Genomic DNA, 20455 nt, shown 5'->3' with positions numbered 1-20455 from the left:
CATCCTCACTCGAAACCACCGAACAGCCGAGTCAGCTCGGCCGGTACTCCCCGGTCCAGACCGGGTCCCGTTTCGCGGCGAAGGCTCGGGGGCCCTCGATCGCGTCCTCGCTCCGCCGGCGGCGCTCTTCCCACGTGTAGGCGGCGGTGAACGCCTCCTCCAGGGGGAGGTCGAGCGACCGCAGGGCGGCCTCCTTGATCGCGCGGACGGACAGCGGTGCGGCGCGCACGAGGCTGTCGGTCCATTCCGCGACGCACCGGTCCAGTTCTTCGGGCGGCACGACTTCGTTCACCAGCCCGTACTTCAGCGCCGTCGCGGCGTCCATCCGGCGCCCGGTCAGCAGGTACCCCATCGCCACCTTCTGCGGCAGTTGCCGGGGCAGCCGGAACACCCCGCCCGCCCCGGGGATCAGGCCGAGGCGGACCTCCGGCAACGCGAACACCGCGTCGTCGGAGGCGATGACGATGTCGCAGGCGAGCACCAGCTCGAAGCCGCCGCCCAGGGCGTAGCCGTGCACCCGGGCGACCACCGGCTTGGACAGGGTGAACCGGTCGGTCAGCCGGGGATGCCCCGGCTGGCCCCGGCTGCCGAACGTTGTGGCCTGCGCACCCGCCTCGTTCAGCCGCGCGCGTTCCTTGAGGTCCTGGCCGACGGAGAACGCGCGCGTCCCCGCGCCGGTCAGCACCACCACCCGGACGTCGTCGTCGGCCTCGGTGTCGTCCCAGATCCCGGCGAGCTCCTCGTGCGTCCGCCGGTCCATGGCGTTCAGCACGTCGGGCCGGTCCAGCGTCACGTAGGCGACGTGGTCCTTCTTCTCGTACCGCACCCGGTCGCCGCTCATGCCGAGCCCGCCGCGAACCGGCCGACCTTGCCGATCACGTCTTCGCCGTAGATCCGCAGCGCCTGCTGCAGGGCGAATTCGGCCATGTACCGCCGGAACTGCCCGGGCGGTTCCTCGGCCAGGTTCAGCATGCGCCGGTTGGCCAGCACCGCCTCCCCGTCCAGGCGGGCCAGCGCGGCATCGATCGCCGCGTCCATCTCCGCCGGCGGGACAACTTCGTCCACAATGGACCGCGCGTCCGGTTCGTCCGCCCGGATCCGGCGGTCGCCGAGGATCACCTGCCGGGCCACGCGGGGCCCGGTGAACCGCGAGAGCCGGAAGTTCGAGGCGCCGGGGATGATCCCCTCCTTCGCCGCGGGCAGGCTGAAGTAGGCGTCGGACGCGGCCAGCACGTGGTCGAAGACGAGCAGGAGCTGCGCCCCGCCGCCGATGGCGAAGGAGTCGACGGCCGCGATCCACGGCTTGTCCGTCAGCCGCGAATGCCACGAGCCGTCCGTGACCACACCGCGGACGATCTTGTGGATGTAGCCCAGTTCCCGCCGCAGCAGGAAATCGACCAGCGGGATGCCGCCCGAGCTCAGCTTCTTGAGGTTGATCCCCGCGCAGAACACCCGGCGCCCCCGGTAGCGGGGATGGCTCATCTCCCCGCCCCGCACCAGCCCCACCCGCACGGCCGGGTCGAGCAGCGCCAGGTCGACCGCGGTCTCCATGTCGTCGACCTGCTGGGCGTCCTCGGCGTTGAGGCAGTCGTCCCGGCACAGGGTCAGGTACGCGACGCCGTCCCGGCGTTCCAGCCGGACCGCCTCCATCTGCACCACGCCGGACTCGGCGAACCCCGGGAGCAGCTTCAGCGCCCTCGGCGTCGGCTGGAGCATGGCGTCGAGCAGGTGCGGGCCGGCCTGCGCCGCCCGCAGGATGCCGCGCAGGAAGATGCCCTGGTCGATCTCCCGGCCGTCCTTCTCCGCCTGCGGCCGCGCGCGCTCGGCCGCCATCTGCTCGTCCGTGGGCACCAGGCCGGGAAAGGTCCGGGCGGCGGCCCGGACGAGTTCGTCGATGCGCAGGGACCGGGACCGGCCGTCGGTGAGTTCGTCGTAGATCGCTTCGGCGTGTGCCGCCACGTAGTCCGCGCGCAGCGCCCGGATCCCGTCCAGCGCTGAAGCCGCGGCATCGCGCTGCTCACGAGTCCGGGCGGGCGGCGGCGGGAGTTCGGCGAGCAGGTCGTCGACGCGGCCGGCTGCCTCCGCCAGGGCCGGGCGGTCGAGCCGCGGCCGCGGCGGAGACGTCATGGGTGCGGCCGTCACGACGCGGTTTCCCTTCGCAGGGCCCGGTCCGCCGCGGCGAGGTGGGCGCCCAGGGCGTCTTCGAAAGCGGTCGAGCCGGCTTCGAACACCAGCTGGCGGCGGATCGCCAGCTCCTTGCCGTCCACGGCACCGGCCGTCCCGGTGAGGGCCGCCAGCGCCGCCGCCGGGTCCGCCGAGACCTCGTCGACCAGGTTCAGGGCCAGCGCGCGATCGGAGTCGATCGGGGCGCCGAGCAGGACCGCCCGCCGGATGCCGGCCGCCCCGGCGTGCCGGGTGAGCCGGTGCACGGTCATCCCGGGCCAGGGCGCGCCGCCGGCCCCGGCGAGCAGCAGCCGGGTGCCCGGGGCGGCGATCCGGACGTCGGCCGCGAGGAGGACGTCCAGCGCCGTTCCGGCGCAGTCGCCCGCCGCCACCGCGACCGTGAGCCTGCCGAGCCGCTCGAACCGGCGCACCACCCGTTCCCACTTGGAGACCAGGCCGACCGTCACGCCCGCCGCCCAGCCGGCGGGCGGGGCACCCGAGACGTGGACGGTGACCGGGCCGGGTTCCCGGTGGTCTTCCGCGAAGTCGCAGAGGGCCGCCAGTTCCTCGACCGACGCGGCCGACAGGGGTCGCGCGCCGTCGAGCCGGAGCACCAGTTCACCGTTCACCATTGGATCAGCGCCATTTCGATTGTGGACCCGGGTCCCATGGTCATCAGGACGCCGTAGTCTCCGGGCCGGGTGACGCCTTCTTCGGCGAGCCGTTCGTAGGAGAAGAGGAAGGAGCCGCTGGAAAGGTTCCCGTAGTCACGGAGAACCCCGGTGGTGTGGCGGACGTCGTGGCGGCTGAGGCCGAGGTTGACGACGACGGAGTCGATCACCTTCTTGCCACCGGAATGCACCAGCCAATGACCGATGTCGCTGCGCCGCAGGCCCGTGCCGGACAGCAGCCGGTCCGCGACGATCTCCGCGTGCGCCCCGACCACGTACGGAATCTGCGGGTCGAGGAAGAAGCTGAACCGGTCCTGGTCGCGGTCCCAGTCGTAGCGCATGGCGTCGAGCGCGTCGGTGATGATGTAGCTCGCGAACTTCAGGATCCGCGGGCCGGGCACGCGCCCGTCACCGGAAACCACGGCGAGCGCGGCGGACCCGTCGCCGAAGAGGCTGTTGACGACCGCGGTCCGCATGGTGCCGTCCAGGGCGTAGGCCGCGGAACACGCCTCACTGCACAGGACGACGCCGAGTTCACCCGGGTGCGCCGCGGACCAGCCCGCGACGACGTTGAGCGCGTTCAGGCCGGCGTTGCACCCCATGCCCACGATGTCCGAACGGCTGCAGTGCGGGTCGATGCCCAGTTCACGGATGACCAGCGCGCTGAGGCCGGGCGTCAGGAACCCGGTCGAGGTGACGCAGCACAGGTGACGCAGGTCCGAAAGCGTCGCTCCCGCCGACTTCAGGCAGGCCTCGAGGGCCCGGCAGCCCATGTCGACGGCGATCTCCTTGTGCTTGTCGAGGAGGTCGCCCTGCGGTTCGGACGCGCGTCCCCCACCGGGACTTTCCGGGGGAAGCGTGAGAAAACGCCGGTCGATCGCGCTGTTCAGGAACACCGAGCGGATCTTGGGATCCTCGACGTCGAGGATTTCGAGCAGCTCGGTCTGGGAGTAGGAGGTGGCGGACACGGCGGTCCCCACGCCGGCGACCCTGGTGATCTCGGTGAGCCCGGTGAGAACGGAAAGGTCCTCGGCCGGTGCGACGGCGACAGTCATCGGTACATCCACCCCCAGGTTCTGAGCTTGCTTCGCAGGAGCTGCTTGACTTGCGACACGGCCATTGCTTTCACCTTTCGAGTTCCAGCCGTCGAAAATGGTCATCCACCAAACGAAAGTAACCTCGGGCGATCTCGGCGGCCAGCTCGTCCAAGGCCGCCCGAGGTCACGAAATCGGTACGGGAAAGCCGTCAGGGAACCTGCTCGTTCTGGTTCGCCGCCGGCGGCGAGGTCCACGCCCGGTGCTCGGTCTCGCGGACCTGCTCCTCGGCAGTTTGCTCCACTTTGGACATCGCGAACCGCAGGATCGGTGCCGCCATCAGGGAAGTGACGATCGCGACGAGGATGATGATCGTGTAGACCTCCACGCTGAGGATACCCAGCCGCAGGCCGACCATGGCCACCACGACCTGGATGACTCCCCGCGCGTTCAGCCCGGCGCCGAGCGCCAGCCCTTCCCATTTGTTCAGGCCGCTCAGCCGCGCGCCGGCGAACGCGCCGGCGAACTTGCCCGCGATGGCCAGGGCGAGCACCGCCAGCCCGGTGAGCAGGACGACCGGGTGGGTCAGCGCGGTGAGGTCCATCCGCAACCCGGCCGTGGCGAAGAAGAGGGGGGCGAGTCCCGACAGGACGACCGTGCGCAGGGGGGCGAGCTTGGCCGGATCCACCTTGCCCGCCGTCCCGAGCAGGATGCCGCAGAGGAACGCGCCGAAGACCGCCTCCAGCCCGAGAGCCTGCGTACCGGCCGCGGCGAGGAAGATCAGGACCACGGCGGTCGCGACGGTGAGCCCGGGGCCGTCGGACCTGGCCGCGACGCGGAGCACGCCCCGGGCCAGCGGACGGCCGAGGGTGCAGCAGAAGGCGATGATGGCGACCAGGTAGGCCAGCGAGGTCAGCACGGTGCCGGCGGAGACCGCGTTGACGGCCATCGCGCTGACGACGGACAGCATGAACCAGCCGAAGACGTCGTCGATCATCCCGGCGGTGAGCGTGAGCTGCCCGATGTTGCGGTGCAGCAGTTTCATGTCGATGAGTGTCTTGGCGATGACCGGGATGGCGCTGACGCACAGGGCCACGCCCAGGAACATCGCGAAGACGGTGACGTCGGTGCCCTCCGGGACGAGCACCTTCGGCAGCAGGTAACCCGCCCCGATACCGAGGCCGAGCGGAAGGACCAGGCCGCCGATGCTGACCCCGGCCGCGGTGAGGCCGCGCTTGCGGGCCAGCCCCATGTCCATCTGCACGCCGGTGAGGCCGACCAGCAGCAGGACGCCGACCTGGCCGACGGCGTCGAGCAGGTGGTACTGCTCGGTGGCGGCCGGGAACAGCCAGCTGTGCAGGCCCGGCGCCGCCCAGCCCAGCAGCGACGGACCGAGGATCACCCCGACGAACAGCTCACCGACGACCGCGGGCATCCCGAACCGGCCGGCCAGCCGCCCGAAGACGACGGCGAGCAGGAGCAGCAGGCCGACCTGCAGCAGGAAGACCAGGAGACTGTGCGCGGCGATCGGGGCGACCGGCGCGCTCGCCGCGGCAAAGGTGTGCAGCATTTTCCTCCTTCGGGAAAGGACTTCGTACGGGCGGGCGGATCGAACGGGCCGGGCGCGCGGAAATCAGCCGTACCGGGGAACCCTCGTGCCCAGCCGGCCGGCCGCGCTCACCGAGCCGCAGCCCGCCAGGCCCAGCGCGTTCCGGAGCTCGGCGGCGAGCAGGTCGAACACCTGCCGGACACCCTCCTGGCCCGCCGCGGCCAGCCCCCACATCACGGGCCGCCCGACCAGCACGCCCGACGCGCCCAGCGCGGCCGCCTTGAGGATGTCCCCGCCGGTCCGGATTCCGCCGTCCAGCAGCACTTCGCAGCGGCCGGCGACCTCGGCGGCGATTTCGCCCAGCACCTCGATCCCGGGTACGGCGCCGTCCAACTGACGACCTCCGTGGTTGGACACCACGATCCCGTCGGCCCCGGCCTCGACGGCACGGCGGGCGTCCTCGGCGGCGAGGATTCCCTTGAGCACCACCGGAAGGTCCGTGTGCGCGCGGACCGCCTCGACCGACTCCCAGGTGGCCGGGGCGAACTCGCGCGCGGTGTGGTCGGCCACGGCCGAGGCCCCGCGCGTCCGGCGGTGCGCGGCCGCTCCGGCGTCGAAGTTGGCCGCTGTCACCGACTCCGGCAGTGCGAAGCCGTTGCGCATGTCCCGCCACCGCCGTCCCATCCACGGCACGTCCACGGTGAACACGATCGCTTCGCAACCGGCGTCCTCCGCCCGGCGCACGAGCTCCAGCGACCGCTTTTCCTCGCGCAGCCAGTACAGCTGGAACCAGGCCCGGCCGCCGACGGCCGCGACCTCCTCGAGCGGAACGCTGCTCAAGGTGCAGATGGTGTACGGCACCCCGGCGTCGCGAGCCGCGCGAGCGGCCGCCAGCTCGCCCTCGGGATGGAACAACCGCTGGTACGCGACCGGCGCGACCGCCATCGGGAGCGCGGCGCGCCGGCCGAAGAACTCGGCCTCGGTGGTGCTGCCGGTCAGGTCGCACAGCATCCGGGGGATCACGAAGATCCGTTCGAGTGCCGTGCGGTTGGCCGTCAGCGAAGCCTCGGCGCCGCTGCCCCCGGCGAGAAAGTCCCAGATCTCGCCGGGGAGGACGTCCCGGGCGGCACGTTCGAGGTCGGCCAGGGAGACGTACGTCATCGCCGGACGGCGCCGAGCTCGCTCTGTCCGGTCCGCTCCAGCTCCACGGCCTCGTACAGGGCCTTGATGTTGGAGCTGCCGAAGGTCCCCGCGCCCTGCCGCTCGATGATCTCGAAGAAGATGGTGTGGCGCGGGTGCGTGGAGGCGGCGAAGATCTGGAACAGCTGGCCGCCGTGGTCCTCGTCGGCGAGCACGTTCGTCGACCGGAGGTCGTCCAGCGTGTGCGTCTGCAGCTCGATCCGTTCGCCGAGCATGTCGTAGTAGGTCCCCGGAGTCTTCAGGAACTCCACCCCGCGCCCGGACAGCGCCCGGACCGCACCGACCGCGTCGTCGGAGTTGAACGCGATGTGCTGGACGCCCGCCCCCTGGTGGGCCTTGAGGAACTCGTCGATCTGGCCGGGGTCGGCGTTGCTGTCGGGCTCGATCAGGGTGAGCGTGACCGCACCCGACGCGCTCTGCACCACCGTGGAGTTCATCGCCTGCCTGCCGACCACGATGTGCTCTTCGAAGATCTGCCGGAACCCGAAGGCCCGCTCGTAGAACGCCACCGTGGGGCCGAGGTCACCCGAGTTCAGGCAGACGGCGAAGTGGTCGAGACCGAGCAGCTCCACGTCTCCCCCGCTCCGGCCGGCGAACTCCGGTGCGGCGGCTTCGCCGCTCTGGACCAGGGTGTGCACGACGTCGCCGAACCCGCCGATGGTGGCCGTGACGATCGGGCCGTCCGGGCCGGCGTCGGCGAGCCGCACGGGTTCGCGCACGGCGGCGGCCCCGCCCCGCACCGCGGCCTCGAAGGCGGCGGTCACGTCCGGAGTGCGCAGCGCGATGTCGGCCACGCCGTCGCCGTGCGTCTGGAGGTAGGAGGCCGCCGGGTGCCGGTCCGACGTCGGTTCCGTGAGCACCAGCTTGATCGGCCCCTGCCGCAGCGTGACGCTCCGGTGGTCCGCCGACCGGTCGGTACCGGCGACGGCGAAGGCGTACTTGTCCACCCAGGTGAACGTGGCCGCCTCGAGGTTTTCCACATACATTTCGACGTAGTCGATCTCGAAATTCTGGACAGTCGAATCGGAAGTCAAGACATTCCTCCGTTAAATAGAAGTAACGCTCATTCCCCAGGATGGCTCCAAGCCCCTTGCGTATCAACGGTGTCCGGTTGACACCGCGGACGGCCACAGCGCCTCGGAGTCCATAGTGGACGGATGGGTCAGCGCGCCGTGAACCGCACCGGGAGCTCCCGGTACCCCTGCACGACGATCGCCCGCAACCATTCCGGCTCCCGTTCCAGCTCCACCCGGGACACCCGCTCGGCCAGCACCCGCAGCACGACCGACAGCTCGATGCGCGCGAGCGCGGACCCGAGGCAGTGGTGCATGCCGTGCCCGAAGGTGATGTGCCGGTTGGGTTTTCGCTCCGGCACGAACGCGTCGGGGTCGTCGAACTCGGCGGGGTCCCGGTTCGCGGCGGGCAGCCACGCCACCACCGGGGTGCCCGGCGGGAGGTCACGGCCGTTGATCGTGACGTCGGCGGTCGTCACCCGGAGCACGTGCATCGCGGGCGAGGTCCAGCGCAGCACCTCCTCCACGACGGTGTCGGCGTCCGCGCTCCCGTCCCGCAGCGCGGTCAGCAGGCCGGGCACCGTCGCCAGCGCGTGCACCGCGCCGGTGATCGCGTGCCGCGTGGTCTCGTTGCCGCCGATCAGCACGTTGTCGCAGTTGAGCAGCACGTCGTCGATCGTGAGCTCGTCGTCGGTCACCAGCGTGCTGACGAGGTCGTCGCCGGGGTCCTTGCGGCGCGCGGTGATCAGTTCGTCGAAGTAGACGAGGATCTCGGTGTGCGCCTGCCGTGGCGTCATCCCGTCGAACAGCTCGTCCTCGCCGCCGAACGCGTGGTTGGTCAGGTCGATGAGCATGTCCTCGTCCTCGGCGGGCACGCCGAGGATCTCGCACACGACCGCGGCGGGAATGCGAGGGCCGATCGCCGTGGCCACGTCGCACACCCCGCCGTCGAGCACCCCGTCGAGCAGGCCGCCGACCTCGGTCCGCACCCGCTCCGCCAGCTTGCGCGCGGCCGCCCGGGACAGCAGCGGCCCGACGAGCTTGCGCAGCTTGCGGTGCTGCTCGTGTTCGGAGACCACCATCATCCGGCCGCCCGAGTTGTCGGGGTGGTCGCGGTCGAAGCCGATCATCATCCCGTACTCGGAGGTGAGCGGCGCCGACGGCGCGAGGACCGCGGCGCACGCCCGGTGCGAGAACACCGACCAGAAGCCGCCGGGGGAACTGCCCGGTTCGCTCCACACCATCGCGTCTTCCGCCGCGAGCTCGCGCCAGCGGGTGTGCCGCTCCAGGGTCGTGTACAGGTCGGGGTTGCCGAGGTCGACGGCGTTCGTCGTCTGCATGAAGGGTCTCCAGGTCACGTCAGGGCGGCGTCGAGCACCTTGGCGAGCTCGGCCACGGTGGGCGCGTCGAAGAAGGCCTGCACCCGCAGGCGGACCCGCAGGCTTTCGCGGATGCGGGACACCAGCCGGGTGGCGAGCAGCGAGTGGCCGCCGACGTCGAAGAAGCTGTCCTCCACGCCGACGCTGCTGACCCCGAGCACTTCGGCGAACAACGCGGCCAGGTGGATTTCCGTCGGCGTGCTCGGCGGCCGCCCGGAGACCGCGCGCCCGGCGTCCTCCCGTTCGGGAGCGGGCAGCGCGGCCCGGTCGACCTTGCCGTTCGGGGTGGTGGGCAGCTGCGGCAGGCTGACGACCACGTCGGGGACCAGGTAGGCGGGCAGCTGCTTCCGCAGCGACGGCAGCAGGTCTTCGGCACTCACCCGCGTGCCCCCGGCACCGACCACATGGGCCACGAGCCGGTTGTCGTGCTCGGTCACCACCGCCTGGGCCACCCCGTCCACCGCGAGCAGCGCGGACTCGACCTCGGCAGGCTCGATCCGGTGACCGCGCACCTTCAGCTGGTCGTCGGCCCGGCCGACGAAGACGAGCTGGCCGTCCGGGCGTGCCCGGACCCGGTCACCGGTGCGGTACATGCGCTCCCCCGGGCCGGCGAACGGGTCCGGCAGGAACCGCTCGGCGGTCGCGGCCGGCCGGTGCAGGTAACCGCGGGCGAGGCCGGGGCCGGTCATGTACAGCTCGCCCACGGTCCCGTCCGGGACGGGGGCCAGCCGGTCGTCCAGGACGTAGGTGTGGACACCGGTGATCGGCCTGCCGATCGGCGGCGTGCCGTCACCGGTCAGCGGGTCGCTCGCGGTCACCGCGACCGTGGCCTCGGTGGGGCCGTAGGCGTTGATCATGACGCGGCCGGAGGCCCAGCGTTTCGCGACCGGAGCCGGGCACGCCTCGCCCGCGACCAGGAGGGTCAGCCCCGGGGGCAGGCCGCCGGCTTCCTCCAGCGGTGCCAGCGCGGACGGCGGCAGCGTCACGTGGGTGATGTGCTGGTCCCGGACCAGCCGGGCGAGCGGCTCGCCGGGGATGAGGTCCGGCGCGGGCGCCAGCACCAGGCAGGCGCCGGCCAGCCAGATCGGCCAGAACTCGGCGACGGCGGCGTCGAAGCTGGGGGAGGCGAAAGCCAGCAATCTGCTGTCGGGCAACAGGTTCTGGCGGTGCACGTAGTCGGCGGCCAGGTTCGGGATGCCCCGGTGCGTGACCACCACGCCCTTCGGCTGCCCGGTCGAGCCCGAGGTGAAGATGACGTACGCGGGGTGACTGGGCAGCAGCGGGGCGAGCCGGTCGGAGTCGTCCAGGTCCGGCTCGGGACGGCCGGTTTCCGCCGGCGCCACGCTCAGCACGACGGGAGCGCCGGCCGCGTCCTGCCCGGGCAGGCACAGCAGGCACTGCGCCGCCGTGTCGGCCAGCATGTGCTGACGGCGTTCCTCCGGGTAGTCCGGGTCGATCGGCACGTACGCACCGCCGGCCTTGTGCACGGCCAGCATCGCGACGGCGAACTCGATCGACCGCGGCATCGCCAGTGCGACCAGCCGCTCCGGGCCCACCCCGTGCGCCACGAGCCGCCGCGCGAGCCGGTTGGCCTGCGTGTTGAGCTCGGCGTAGGTCAGCGTGGTGGTCCCCATCGCCACGGCGGGCCGGTCCGGCACCGCGGCGGCGGCCGCCTCGAACAGGGCGGGCGCCGTGGACGGGGGCACGATCGCGCCGGTCATGCGGTCTCCTCTAGAGGTCTTTCGGGGGGTCCGGGTGGCGAAGCCCCCGGCCCGGGGCGAAGCCCCGGCTGCAATACAGGTCTTTCGGGGGTCCGGGTGGCGGAGCCCCCGGCCCGGGGCGAAGCCCCGGCTGCAACACAGGTTTCGGGGGGCCGGGTGGCGGAGCCCGGTCGTCACACTCGCCGTTCGGCGGGGGTCCGGGTGGCAGCGCGCCCGGCCCCGGTCGGCACAGCGGGTTCGGTGCGGAGGAACCGGATCAGCTCGCGGTTCACCATCTCGGGCTTCTCCAGGTAGCCGAAGTGCCCGCACCCCGGGATCGTGCGGTGTGTGGCGCCGGGGATCGCGTCGGCCAGTTCGGCTCCGGCGGACGGCGGCGCCACGAGGTCGTGCTCGAACGAAACGACGTGGCAGGGCACCTTGATCCCCCGGTAGGCCTCGCGGCGGTCGGGCAGCGCGCTCAGCAGCAGCTGCGCCCGGACGCCCGGCCCCCGGTTCTCCGACGCCGCGAACAGGTCGAGCCAGTCGGCGGCGAGGTCGTCGTCGGCGAGCGTCGCGGGGCCCAGGTTGTGCATCGCGCGCACGGCGGCGCGGTAGCCCGGCGGCAGCTCGGTCCCCTGTTCGATCAGTTCCGCCTCGGCCTCCGCGAGCACCCGCTGGACGTGACTGCTCCGGCCGCAGGCCGCCATCAGCACGACGGCGTCCAGCAGGTCCGGGCGGGCGAGGGCCAGCTCCTGCGCGATGTACGCGCCCATCGACGTCCCGACCACGCGGCACGGCGTCGCGTCGAGGTATTCGAGCAGGGCGGCCACATCCGCGACGAGGTCGTCGACGGTGAACCCGTCCGCGCCTTCGTCGCTGGGCGCGATTCCGCGATTGTCCATGGTGATCACCCGGAAACCGGCGGCGCGCAGCGCGGGTACCTGGTGCAGGTCCCACACCGAGCTCGGCGCCCCGGTGCCGGTCAGCAACAGGACCGGCGGGCCGTCCCCCTGGTCGTGGTAGGACAACCGGATCCCGTCTCGAGTCGTCATCAGCATGCTGCTCCTCCCCCGTGGAGATATCGGAGGTCATCCCACGCCGGTGACCGTACCGGCAAAGATCGAGTCATCGGAGTGGCCAGGAATGGACACGGACGGAAATACGCGGAAACGACCGGCGTCCACGGCTTTTGCTTGACACCTCGAAGGCGTGACTAAATCCTAGTATTCATGGATTCTTACGGTCTGTCCACTCAATTGAGCATGGAAACGCTGCACGGATCGCTCAACGATCCGGCCATCTCGTCGATGAACCTGCTGAACGAATTGATCGACGAATACCCTGTGGCCATTTCCATGGCGGCAGGCCGGCCGTACGAAGAGTTTTTCGACATCCGCCTCATCCACGAGTACCTCGACGCCTACTGCGAACACCTCCGCCGCGACCGGAAACTCGACGAAGCGGGGGTCACGCGCACGCTCTTCCAGTACGGCACCACGAAGGGCGTCATCGCCGATCTCGTCGCCCGCAACCTCGCCGAGGACGAGGGCATCAAGGCCGCCCCGGAATCCGTGGTGGTCACCGTCGGCGCCCAGGAAGCCATGTTCCTGGTGCTGCGCACGCTGCGGGCGGCCGAGCACGACGTGCTCCTGGCGCCCGCCCCCACCTACGTCGGCCTGACCGGGGCGGCGCTGCTCACCGACACCCCGGTCTGGCCGGTCCGGTCGACCGAGAACGGCATCGACCCCGACGACCTGGTCCTGCAGCTGAAGCGGGCCGACGAACAGGGCAAGCGGGTCCGGGCCTGTTACGTGACCCCGAACTTCGCCAATCCCACCGGCACCAGCATGGACCTGCCGGCCCGCCACCGCCTCCTCGAGGTCGCCGAGGCCAACGGCATCCTGCTCCTCGAGGACAACGCGTACGGGCTCTTCGGGGCCGAGCGCCTGCCCACGCTCAAAGCCCTCGACCGCTCGGGGACCGTGGTCTACATCGGATCCTTCGCCAAGACCGGCATGCCCGGCGCCCGCGTCGGCTACGCCGTGGCGGACCAGCAGGTGGCCGGGGGCGGCCTGCTCGCCGACCAGCTGTCGAAGCTCAAGGGCATGCTCACGGTGAACACCTCCCCCATCGCCCAGGCGGTGATCGCCGGGAAGCTGCTCCTCAACGACTTCAGCCTGACCAAGGCCAACGCCCGCGAGATCGCCGTCTACCAGCGCAACCTGCGGCTCATGCTCGGCGAGCTCGAGCGGCGGCTCGGCGGCCGCGCCGGCGTCCGCTGGAACACTCCGACGGGCGGGTTCTTCGTCACCGTCACCGTTCCTTTCACCGTCGACGACGACCTGCTGGCCGTCGCCGCCCGCGACCACGGCGTGCTGTTCACCCCGATGCACCACTTCTACGGCGGCAAGGGCGGGTTCAACCAGCTCCGGCTGTCGATCAGCCTGCTCACCCCGGAACTGATCGAGGAGGGCGTCTCCAGGCTCGCCGCGCTCATCACCGCACGCCTCTGACGACGACGGCCTCCGCTTCGGCGGAGGCCCCCAAAACGAATCGTGGGCAGCCGCCGAAGCGGCTGCCCACTCTTGTCTTTCGCCTTTCACGGACGGTCGCTGCCCGAAAGCACCGCCACCAGCAAGACGTCCTGATGACGTCCCCCGGCGAACACGAGCGGGACTCGCTCGGTCACGTCGAATCCGGCTTGCCCGAGCTCCCGCACCACCCGGTCCGCGTCGACGAGCCGGATGCGGCTCGTGCAGACGGGGAAGGGGTCCGCCGTTTCGTCGGCGGGGCAGACGGTGACCTCACGGGTCTCCTCGGCGGGGATCAGCCTGGTGTGCAGCACGTACCGCCGGCCACTCGCCCCCGGGATCTCCTGGGAACGCTCCAGCGTCTCCGGTTTGCCTGCGTTCTTCTCCGGAACACCGACCAGGAACTTCCCGCCGGGCTCCAGATGATCGCGGACCGACGCGTACAGACCGGCCCGGCCCGCACCGCCCAGGAGGTTGATCGAGCCCGGGCTGACGACCACCGTTCCGAAGCGCTTGCCCACCGAGAAGGCGCTCATGTCCCCGCGAACCACGGTGCACCGATCACGAGCGCTCGCCGGCGCGGCGGTCAGCCGCTCACGGAGAACGGCGAGCATGGCGGGTGACAGTTCGAGAACCGTCATTTCCCGGCCGAGCTCGAGGAGCGGGAAGGTCAGCCGGCCCGTTCCGGCCGCGAGCTCCAGCACCGGTCCGGGCGACGGCCGGATGCGGGCCGCGTATTCCCGGGCTTCCCAGGGGTCCTCATGCATGATGTCGCGATAGATGCCGGCAGCCTCCTCTCCGTAGAAATCGCACAGAACGCCTCGTTCCCCCGCCGCGGCCAGCAGCACGTCCGCCCGAGCGGTACGCGCCGGTCCGCTCACCATTTGATCACTCACCGGACCAGAATACGGTTTGTGATTTTCTTCGACACTGGTGAGAAATGGACAAATCAGGCCCTCGTTACGAGTCCCCAAAAAACGAAAAAATGGGCAGCCGCCGAAGCGGCTGCCCATTCTTGTGTTTCCGAAGTACGGCGTCAGATCAGGTAGCCCTCGAGGAACGCGCGCTCGGGAACGGTGAACCGCCGCGGCTTGCCGGTGTCCGGGTCGACCGGCGCCGCCGTCGAGCGGGCCTCGAGGAACACCTCGTCGGCCGAGCGGACCTCCCCGGCCAGCTCGCAGCTGGCCCAGCTGACCTTGGTCACCCACGACTCGATCCGCACCGCGCGGTCCCGGAACTTCAGCGGTTTGCGGTAGGCGACCTCGTGCCGGACGATCACGAACCCGACCGACGGCAGCCCGTCGCTGTCCTCCCGCAGCGCGCCCGCGAAACCGAGGTAGAGGTCGATCCGGGCGTCCTCCAGGTACTCCAGGAACCGGGCGTTGTTGACGTGGCCGTGGGCGTCGATGTCGGCGAAGCGGATCTGGCGGTGGTAGACGTGCCGGGAACCGCTCCCCGCTTCGACCGGAAGGGCGGGGGCCGTGGGCTCGGTGACGACCTCGGTCATCGGGTATCCCTCATCTTCGTCGTCTTCGTAACGGATGACAGGGCGGGCCGTGGCACCGGCCCCGGGCTGTGCGCCGCCGCCCCGGGACTTCGGAAGTCCCGGCTCACCCTCCTTGCGGGACCCCTTCCACCTTCACCGGTCCGGCGTTGGCGTCGAAGGAGTTGCCGCTGTACGCGGGGCCCAGCACGGAAGCGGCATACGTGACGGGCGCGGCCAGGATGGCCGCGGCACCGAGCGCGAGCCCGGCCCTGACCACAGCGGCGGAGGCGGGCTTGCCCACCCGCCCCAGCACCAGCACGACGATGGCGGCCACGCCGAGGGCGAGCGTGCTCAACAGCGCCAACGGCAGGAAGCCGAGATAATCGGACCACAACCAGGCGGCCCAGACCAGCTCGGCCAGGACCGCCGCCGGCAGCAGCCAAGCCGCCCTGCCGCCGCGCCGGTACGCCTGGGAGAACCGCACGATGCCCAGGCCGGCCAGTGCGGCGACCGGCGGGGCGAGCGAGGCGACGTACGCGGTGTGCGGGACATCGGTCGCGCTGAAGGTCAGGCCGAACGTCAGCAGCCACACGCCCCACATCACCAGCCCGCCGCGCTCCGGGTCGGTGCGTTCCGCGTGGCGGCGCCACCAGAGGCCGCACAGCAGGGCCAGCAACGTCAGCGGGTACAGCCAGCCGATCGCGATGCCGAGGCGCCCGGCGAGCAGCTTGGCCGCGCCGCCGTCCGCTTCCGGGCCCGCGCCGGGTGCCGCGGCCGGCCCGTTGCCCGGCGTTCCGGCCGGGCCCTGGGGCGCCCCGGGCAGACCTTCCCCGTTCAGCTCACCGGGCGTGAGGTGCTGTCCCGGGCCGACGACCGCCCTGACGCGGCCGTTGTTCGGCACGGTCCCGGGCAGCGCGATGCCGAGGCGGCTGAGACCGTTGTGCCCGAACACCATGGTGAAGGCGCTGTTGTTCGTCGTGCCGTTGATGGCGGGCCGGGCGCCGGCCGGCGTGAAGGTGTAGAGCGCGATCCACGACAGCGACACCGCGATCGTCACCACCCCGGCCACCGCCAGGTGCCCCAGCCGGCGGCGCAGCCCGGCCGGCGCGGCCAGCAGGTACCCGATCGCCAGCGCGGGCAGGATCATCCACGCCTGCAGCATCTTGGCCTGAAAGCCCAGCCCGACCCAGACGCCGGCCCACACCAGCGACCGCAGCCGGGCTTCCATGACGGCACGCTGGTACGCGTCGGCGGCGAGCACCAGGCACATGACCAGCGCGCCGTCCTCCATGCTGTGCCCGAACATCGACGCGGCCACCGGCGTGAAGGTGAAGATGCCGGCGGCGAGCAACCCGGGCACCACGCCCGCCCACCGCCGCACGACCCGGTACATGACCAGCACCGAGATCACGCCCTCGATCACCTGCGGCAGCGCCAGCGACCACGCGTGATACCCGAAGATCCGGGCGGAGACGGCCTGCGGCACGAACGACCCGGCGAGCTTGTCGAGCGTGACCGTCGCGTTCGCGTCGATGGCCCCGTAGAACAGCGCTTTCCAGCTCTCGGACATGCCCTTGACGGCCTGCGAGTACAGCGGCGCGAAGTCGGCCCGCGGCAGATTCCAGGCATGGAGCACCGCCGCCACGGCCGCGATGGCCAGCAGCGCCGGCCGGGCCCATCCCGGCTGACCGGCCGGCGAGCGCCACACCATCCAGCGGGGAGACCGGCCGCCGGGCACGGCGTCCCGGGACGACGAAGGCAGAGAAGCGAGTACTTCGGACAACTCCGATGCCTCCAGGTGTGACGTGTCGGTGGTGGCCGGTCAGGACCCTCATCCCACGCGAGCGGCGACGAGCACACTCCGCTCCAGGTGACCGGGCAAATCCCTGCCGGGCCGTGCGCCTTCGCCCGCGGCCGGGAGATGAGGGGTGATGCGGTGCCGGCGGTCAGGCCGCCCTACGCCGGAACCGACGGCTTTTCGCGGCTGACCGAGCCCAGCAGCAGTTCGGCGGCCACGCTTGTCCCGTCGGTGCGGATCGTGCCCGCCACGGTCATCGCCTTGGCGCGGGTTTCCGGGGCCAGGACCGTGGTGAGCGCGGCCGACAAGGAGCCGAAGGTCGGGGTCTTGTCCTCGTGCACACCGATACCGAGCTCGGCCACCCGGCGGGCGAAATACGGCTGGTCCGCCTTCTGCGGCACCACGACCTGGGGAACACCGGCCCGGGTGGCCACCGTCGTCGTGCCGGCGCCGCCGTGGTGCACGACCGCGGCCACCCGGCCGAACAGCACCCGCTGGTTCACTTCGCCGACGGCCAGGCAGTCGGCGCCGTCGTCGATCAACGCCAGCTCCGCCCAGCCGTGGGCAAGAATCACGCGGTGGCCCTGGGCGCGGATCGCTTCGATGGCCACCTTGGCCGCGTCGGCGGGCGCGGGCCCGCTGCCGTAACTCACGTACACCGGCGGCGGACCGGCCTCGAGAAACGCCTCCAGCTCCGCGGAGAGCGGTCGTTCGTCGGGCAGGATCCACGCACCGGTCTGCTGGACCTGGATGTCCGTCTGACCCAGCGGGGCCAGGACCGGGTCCGCCGCCAGCAGGGGCCGGTCACCGAAGCCGTAGTCGAAGACCTTCTCCACCGGCGGCAGGCCGAGTGCGGCCCGCCGGCTGTTGAGCGCGCCGCCGAACAGCCTGAAGGCGCCCTCGTTGTGCTGGTCCCGCTCCGGCGGCAGGTAGTCCGGGCAGTAGAAGGTGTAGTGGTAGGGGATCCCCAGGCTTTCGGCCACCGACCGCGCGGCGACCGCACTGGTCTGCAGGCCGGTCGCCACCACCGCGTCGCACCCTTCGGCAGCGACCTGGAGCTTGCCGAACTGCTCGGCGATCATCGCGTCCGCGAGTTCGGGCGCCCCCGGCGGCAGCCCGGCCCTGCGTGCCCCTTTGCGCACCGCCGGGCCGATCTGCACCAGCGGCACGTCGACCTCGGCCAGTCGCTCCACGTAGTCCGGCGGTGCGGCCATTCGCACCTCGGCACCGAGCTCCCGCAGCTTCAGCGCCAACGCCACCAGCGGCTCGACGTCCCCGCGCGTTCCGTTCCCCGAAAACAACACCCGCATTCGCATCCCCCTGTTCAGTGGACGACCGGCCAGGTCGTTTCGCCGTACTCGTGCTGCGGTGAAGTTTTCCGGGAATACTCTTCGAGACGGGCGAACAAGTTCCGCTCGGGTCCGTCGAGCATGCCCAGCTGGGACGGATATTTCGCCACCGCTTCGAATTTCCGCGTCCGCACCTCGGCCCCGACGGGGGCGAAATCGGGAGAGCCGAGCCCGAAACCGTCGGGGAGCTCGACCGCCCGCGCCTTCCCGAACAGGGCATAGGGGAGGTCTTCCCACAGCCGGATCGGAACGTTCTTGTCGCGCGCGGCGAACAGCGCGGCATTTCGCGCGGTCACGTGGTCGCGGTTGCCGCCGACGGCCGCACACGTGACGACGAGCGTGGGATCGATCTCCTCGATCACCGACTTGATGTCGTCCCTGATCTCGGCGACGAGATCGGGATCGATGCCCGGCCGCCGTTCGTCCTGTGTCGGCCCCACCACGCGGTCCGTCAGCCACCGGCCGTCCGGCGACCTGCGGTAGATGGAGTCGAGGAACCGGCCGTGCCGGTGGTCCACCCCGAGGTGGCCGAGCGCGGCGGCGTCTTCCTTCCGCCGGTAGAGCGGTGCGTCGTCCTCCGGCGAGAGGCCCCAGACTTCGTGCATCTCCTCCGCCACCGGGGAATACGGAGGCGGCGCGGTACCGGCGAAGACTGTGTAGACAGTCACCTTCACGCCGTCCTGCGCCGCCTCGGCAACGCCGGCCCCGAACGAGAGGGCCGCGTCGTCCAAATGCGGGGATATCGCCAACAGCCGGGACACCTCCGGATTCCGGAACATCATGGCAACTCCAGTTGACCGACCCGGTTGTACCAGTGCCGTCCCGCCTTCAAATGGGCGACCACGGCCTTCTGCAGCCGCGTGTGCTGCGGGAGCTCGTCCAGCGGCTGGCCGTTGTACCGGAACACGAACTCCAGAATCGACCGGTCTCCGATCATGTACGGCTCGGAGTCGATCAGCGTCCAACCCCGCCTGAGCCGGACGATGTGGGAGTCCTCTTCGGTGAGATATTCCGCCAGCTGCGGGTCGTACATCCACGACATGCCGGTCGTCACCCGCGCGCCGTGCTCGGGGAAGTGCCGGTCGAAGAACGGCCGGGCCCGGCGCAGCGATTCCTCGAAGATCTCGGGAACGAGCCGCCCACCCCGTTCGGGAATGTGCAGGCCGAGTTCGGGTTCGCCGTCGCGCCCGATCCCCAGGTCGAATTGCAGACGACCGAGCCGGAAGACGATGCCCCTCAGGATGCAGGCGGTCCAGTACTGCTTGCTCATCCCGCCCTCGCCGAACTTGCGGCGGTGGACCTCGACCAGCTCCCCCAGCTGGTCCAGGGTGTCCCAGGTGATCGCCTCGGGAACGTCCCGGCTTGCGTGGAACCGGCGCACGGCCGGAATCGTCGCGAGGAAGACGTACACGTGGAAGTAGCGTGCGACCGCGCCGATGTCGGACGGCAGCGACGGCGCGGCACTCCGATGCGTCTTCCAGTCGCCCATGCGAACGACGATCGCGTGGTGGGTGCGCTCGAGCAGCCACCACACGGCCGGGTCGCGATCCGGCCGGGGAAGGGCGGCCACGATCTCCTCGACGTCGGCCTCCGGCACCTCCAGCCGCCGCAGGAGCTCACGTGCCTCGTCTCCCCGCGGCAGCCGCACCGGCTCGCCAGGCGGGCCCACCTCGTCGAGCTCGGCCAGCCACGCCGTGATCTCCTCCCCGTCGCCCAGCTTCAGGTCGTTGCGCACTACCTCGGCATCCATCAGCAACCGCCCTCTTCGCCGCGGGTGACCGGCCAGGTTTTTTCGCCGTAGCCGCCTTGTGGTGAAAGTTCCCCGGCATGCTCGTCCAGCCCGCCGAACAAATCCTTGCCCGGCCCGTCGAACATCGAAAGCAGCGACGGGTAGCCCCGCACGGCCTCGAATTTCCGCGTCCGCATCCCCGGTTCCACGGCGCCGAATTCGGAAGAGCCGAGCCGGAAACCGGGCGGCAGCTCCACCGTGCCCGACCGGAACAGCACATACGGAAGGTCTTCCCAGAGCCGGACCGGTATGTCCTTTTCGGACGAGGCGAACAGCGCGGCGTCTCGCGCGGCCTTGTCGTCGGGATGACCACCGATCGCCGCGCTCGTGACGACGAGTGCCGGGGCGACCTCGTCGATGACCGCCTTGAGGTCACCCTGGATCTCGGCGACGAGATCGGGGTCACTGCTCGGCGCGTCCTTGTTGGTGGCCAGCTTCTGCTTGCCCTCCTTGTGGTCGGTCAACCACTGGCCGTCGGGCAGCTTGCGGTAGATGGAGTCGAGGAACCGGCCGTGCCGGTGCCCCAGCCCCAAAGGGGTCAGCGCGGCGACGTCCTCCTCCCGGCGGCAGAGCTGCACGTCGTCATCCGGCGAATAGCCCCAGATTCCGTGCATCCGCTCCGCCGCCGGGGAGTACGGGGGCGACGCCGTGCCGGCGAACGCCGAATAGACGGTCACCTCCGCGCCGTCCCGCACGGCCTGGGAGAGACTGCCTCCGAGGGACAGGACCGCATCGCCGAAATGCGGGGATATCGCCAGAATCCGGGCCGCGCCGGGCAGTGCGAACATGGGG

The 20455-nt window shown here is 71.0% G+C and carries 18 protein-coding genes; 1 reads left to right on the top strand and 17 read right to left on the bottom strand.

Features of this window, described 5'->3' with window-relative positions:
• Positions 1-31: 31 nt before the first annotated feature.
• From dpgD to CF165_RS12730, 10 genes are all read right to left on the bottom strand, one after another.
• Positions 32-841 (bottom strand): enoyl-CoA-hydratase DpgD, encoded by an 810-nt coding sequence (gene dpgD / locus CF165_RS12780; RefSeq protein ID WP_093947712.1) that lies wholly within the window; start codon positions 839-841, stop codon positions 32-34.
• Entirely contained in the window at positions 838-2142 is a 1305-nt protein-coding gene (gene dpgC, locus CF165_RS12775; protein WP_240521560.1) for a (3,5-dihydroxyphenyl)acetyl-CoA 1,2-dioxygenase DpgC, read from the bottom strand. Before dpgC ends, dpgD begins: the two co-directional genes overlap by 4 nt.
• The gene (gene dpgB, locus CF165_RS12770) at positions 2139-2795 is read right to left on the bottom strand and encodes an enoyl-CoA-hydratase DpgB (protein ID WP_093947710.1); all 657 of its coding nucleotides are present in this window, start codon (positions 2793-2795) and stop codon (positions 2139-2141) included. Before dpgB ends, dpgC begins: the two co-directional genes overlap by 4 nt.
• Positions 2789-3889, bottom strand: a complete 1101-nt coding sequence (dpgA, locus tag CF165_RS12765) for a 3,5-dihydroxyphenylacetyl-CoA synthase DpgA (RefSeq protein ID WP_093947709.1) — start codon at positions 3887-3889, stop codon at positions 2789-2791. Before dpgA ends, dpgB begins: the two co-directional genes overlap by 7 nt.
• Before the next feature lie 191 nt (positions 3890-4080).
• Positions 4081-5439, bottom strand: coding sequence for a cation:proton antiporter (locus CF165_RS12760; protein WP_093947708.1), 1359 nt, complete (start codon positions 5437-5439; stop codon positions 4081-4083).
• 63 nt (positions 5440-5502) lie between these two features.
• Positions 5503-6579, bottom strand: a complete 1077-nt coding sequence (locus CF165_RS12755; RefSeq protein ID WP_093947707.1) for an alpha-hydroxy acid oxidase — start codon at positions 6577-6579, stop codon at positions 5503-5505.
• Positions 6576-7604: a 4-hydroxyphenylpyruvate dioxygenase gene (hppD, locus tag CF165_RS12750; RefSeq protein WP_439098504.1), complete on the bottom strand. Its 1029-nt coding sequence runs from the start codon at positions 7602-7604 to the stop codon at positions 6576-6578. Before hppD ends, CF165_RS12755 begins: the two co-directional genes overlap by 4 nt.
• A gap of 176 nt (positions 7605-7780) precedes the next feature.
• Positions 7781-8971 (bottom strand): cytochrome P450, encoded by a 1191-nt coding sequence (locus CF165_RS12745; protein ID WP_093947705.1) that lies wholly within the window; start codon positions 8969-8971, stop codon positions 7781-7783.
• A 14-nt stretch (positions 8972-8985) separates the two neighbouring features.
• The gene (locus tag CF165_RS12740; RefSeq protein ID WP_093947704.1) at positions 8986-10731 is read right to left on the bottom strand and encodes an amino acid adenylation domain-containing protein; all 1746 of its coding nucleotides are present in this window, start codon (positions 10729-10731) and stop codon (positions 8986-8988) included.
• A gap of 173 nt (positions 10732-10904) precedes the next feature.
• Positions 10905-11768: an alpha/beta fold hydrolase gene (locus tag CF165_RS12730; RefSeq protein WP_093947703.1), complete on the bottom strand. Its 864-nt coding sequence runs from the start codon at positions 11766-11768 to the stop codon at positions 10905-10907.
• Between the two features lie 171 nt (positions 11769-11939).
• On the opposite strand from CF165_RS12730, the gene CF165_RS12725 reads away from it, so the two are divergent.
• Positions 11940-13223 (top strand): aminotransferase-like domain-containing protein, encoded by a 1284-nt coding sequence (locus tag CF165_RS12725; RefSeq protein WP_093947702.1) that lies wholly within the window; start codon positions 11940-11942, stop codon positions 13221-13223.
• Between the two features lie 86 nt (positions 13224-13309).
• On the opposite strand, the gene mpaM is transcribed toward CF165_RS12725, so the two are convergent.
• From mpaM to CF165_RS12690, 7 genes are all read right to left on the bottom strand, one after another.
• Positions 13310-14254: a daptide-type RiPP biosynthesis methyltransferase gene (gene mpaM / locus CF165_RS12720; RefSeq protein WP_240521559.1), complete on the bottom strand. Its 945-nt coding sequence runs from the start codon at positions 14252-14254 to the stop codon at positions 13310-13312.
• 23 nt (positions 14255-14277) lie between these two features.
• Complete coding sequence (locus tag CF165_RS12715) at positions 14278-14748, bottom strand: acyl-CoA thioesterase (protein WP_093947700.1); 471 nt, start codon at positions 14746-14748, stop codon at positions 14278-14280.
• 103 nt (positions 14749-14851) lie between these two features.
• A complete protein-coding gene (locus tag CF165_RS12710; protein WP_240521558.1) occupies positions 14852-16510 on the bottom strand; it encodes an ArnT family glycosyltransferase in 1659 nt (552 codons plus the stop codon).
• Positions 16511-16683: 173 nt separating this feature from the next.
• Entirely contained in the window at positions 16684-17835 is a 1152-nt protein-coding gene (locus CF165_RS12705; RefSeq protein ID WP_093947699.1) for a glycosyltransferase, read from the bottom strand.
• A 14-nt stretch (positions 17836-17849) separates the two neighbouring features.
• Entirely contained in the window at positions 17850-18656 is an 807-nt protein-coding gene (locus CF165_RS12700) for a PIG-L deacetylase family protein (RefSeq protein ID WP_240521557.1), read from the bottom strand.
• Positions 18653-19624 carry an acyltransferase domain-containing protein gene (locus CF165_RS12695; RefSeq protein WP_158226767.1) on the bottom strand — a complete coding sequence of 324 codons (972 nt, stop codon included), beginning with the start codon at positions 19622-19624 and terminating at the stop codon, positions 18653-18655. Before CF165_RS12695 ends, CF165_RS12700 begins: the two co-directional genes overlap by 4 nt.
• Positions 19624-20451, bottom strand: a complete 828-nt coding sequence (locus CF165_RS12690) for a PIG-L deacetylase family protein (protein WP_093947868.1) — start codon at positions 20449-20451, stop codon at positions 19624-19626. Before CF165_RS12690 ends, CF165_RS12695 begins: the two co-directional genes overlap by 1 nt.
• Positions 20452-20455: the final 4 nt, after the last annotated feature.

This window comes from Amycolatopsis vastitatis, from assembly GCF_002234595.1.
In the GTDB taxonomy this organism is placed as follows: domain Bacteria; phylum Actinomycetota; class Actinomycetes; order Mycobacteriales; family Pseudonocardiaceae; genus Amycolatopsis; species Amycolatopsis vastitatis.
Note: the sequence above shows the minus strand (reverse complement) of the source record. Positions and strands in the feature narration are given on the sequence as shown.

Bases quoted from the DNA above. Each gene is read 5' to 3' on its own strand.
- dpgD (WP_093947712.1), bottom strand. From the start codon at position 841: ATGAGCGGCGACCGGGTGCGGTACGAGAAGAAGGACCACGTCGCCTAC.
- dpgB (WP_093947710.1), bottom strand. From the start codon at position 2,795: ATGGTGAACGGTGAACTGGTGCTCCGGCTCGACGGCGCGCGACCCCTG.
- dpgA (WP_093947709.1), bottom strand. From the start codon at position 3,889: ATGACTGTCGCCGTCGCACCGGCCGAGGACCTTTCCGTTCTCACCGGG.
- CF165_RS12760 (WP_093947708.1), bottom strand. From the start codon at position 5,439: ATGCTGCACACCTTTGCCGCGGCGAGCGCGCCGGTCGCCCCGATCGCC.
- CF165_RS12755 (WP_093947707.1), bottom strand. From the start codon at position 6,579: ATGACGTACGTCTCCCTGGCCGACCTCGAACGTGCCGCCCGGGACGTC.
- hppD (WP_439098504.1), bottom strand. From the start codon at position 7,604: ATGTATGTGGAAAACCTCGAGGCGGCCACGTTCACCTGGGTGGACAAG.
- CF165_RS12745 (WP_093947705.1), bottom strand. From the start codon at position 8,971: ATGCAGACGACGAACGCCGTCGACCTCGGCAACCCCGACCTGTACACG.
- CF165_RS12740 (WP_093947704.1), bottom strand. From the start codon at position 10,731: ATGACCGGCGCGATCGTGCCCCCGTCCACGGCGCCCGCCCTGTTCGAG.
- CF165_RS12730 (WP_093947703.1), bottom strand. From the start codon at position 11,768: ATGCTGATGACGACTCGAGACGGGATCCGGTTGTCCTACCACGACCAG.
- CF165_RS12725 (WP_093947702.1), top strand. From the start codon at position 11,940: ATGGATTCTTACGGTCTGTCCACTCAATTGAGCATGGAAACGCTGCAC.
- mpaM (WP_240521559.1), bottom strand. From the start codon at position 14,254: ATGGGCAGCCGCTTCGGCGGCTGCCCATTTTTTCGTTTTTTGGGGACT.
- CF165_RS12715 (WP_093947700.1), bottom strand. From the start codon at position 14,748: ATGACCGAGGTCGTCACCGAGCCCACGGCCCCCGCCCTTCCGGTCGAA.
- CF165_RS12705 (WP_093947699.1), bottom strand. From the start codon at position 17,835: ATGCGGGTGTTGTTTTCGGGGAACGGAACGCGCGGGGACGTCGAGCCG.
- CF165_RS12700 (WP_240521557.1), bottom strand. From the start codon at position 18,656: ATGATGTTCCGGAATCCGGAGGTGTCCCGGCTGTTGGCGATATCCCCG.
- CF165_RS12695 (WP_158226767.1), bottom strand. From the start codon at position 19,624: ATGGATGCCGAGGTAGTGCGCAACGACCTGAAGCTGGGCGACGGGGAG.
- CF165_RS12690 (WP_093947868.1), bottom strand. From the start codon at position 20,451: ATGTTCGCACTGCCCGGCGCGGCCCGGATTCTGGCGATATCCCCGCAT.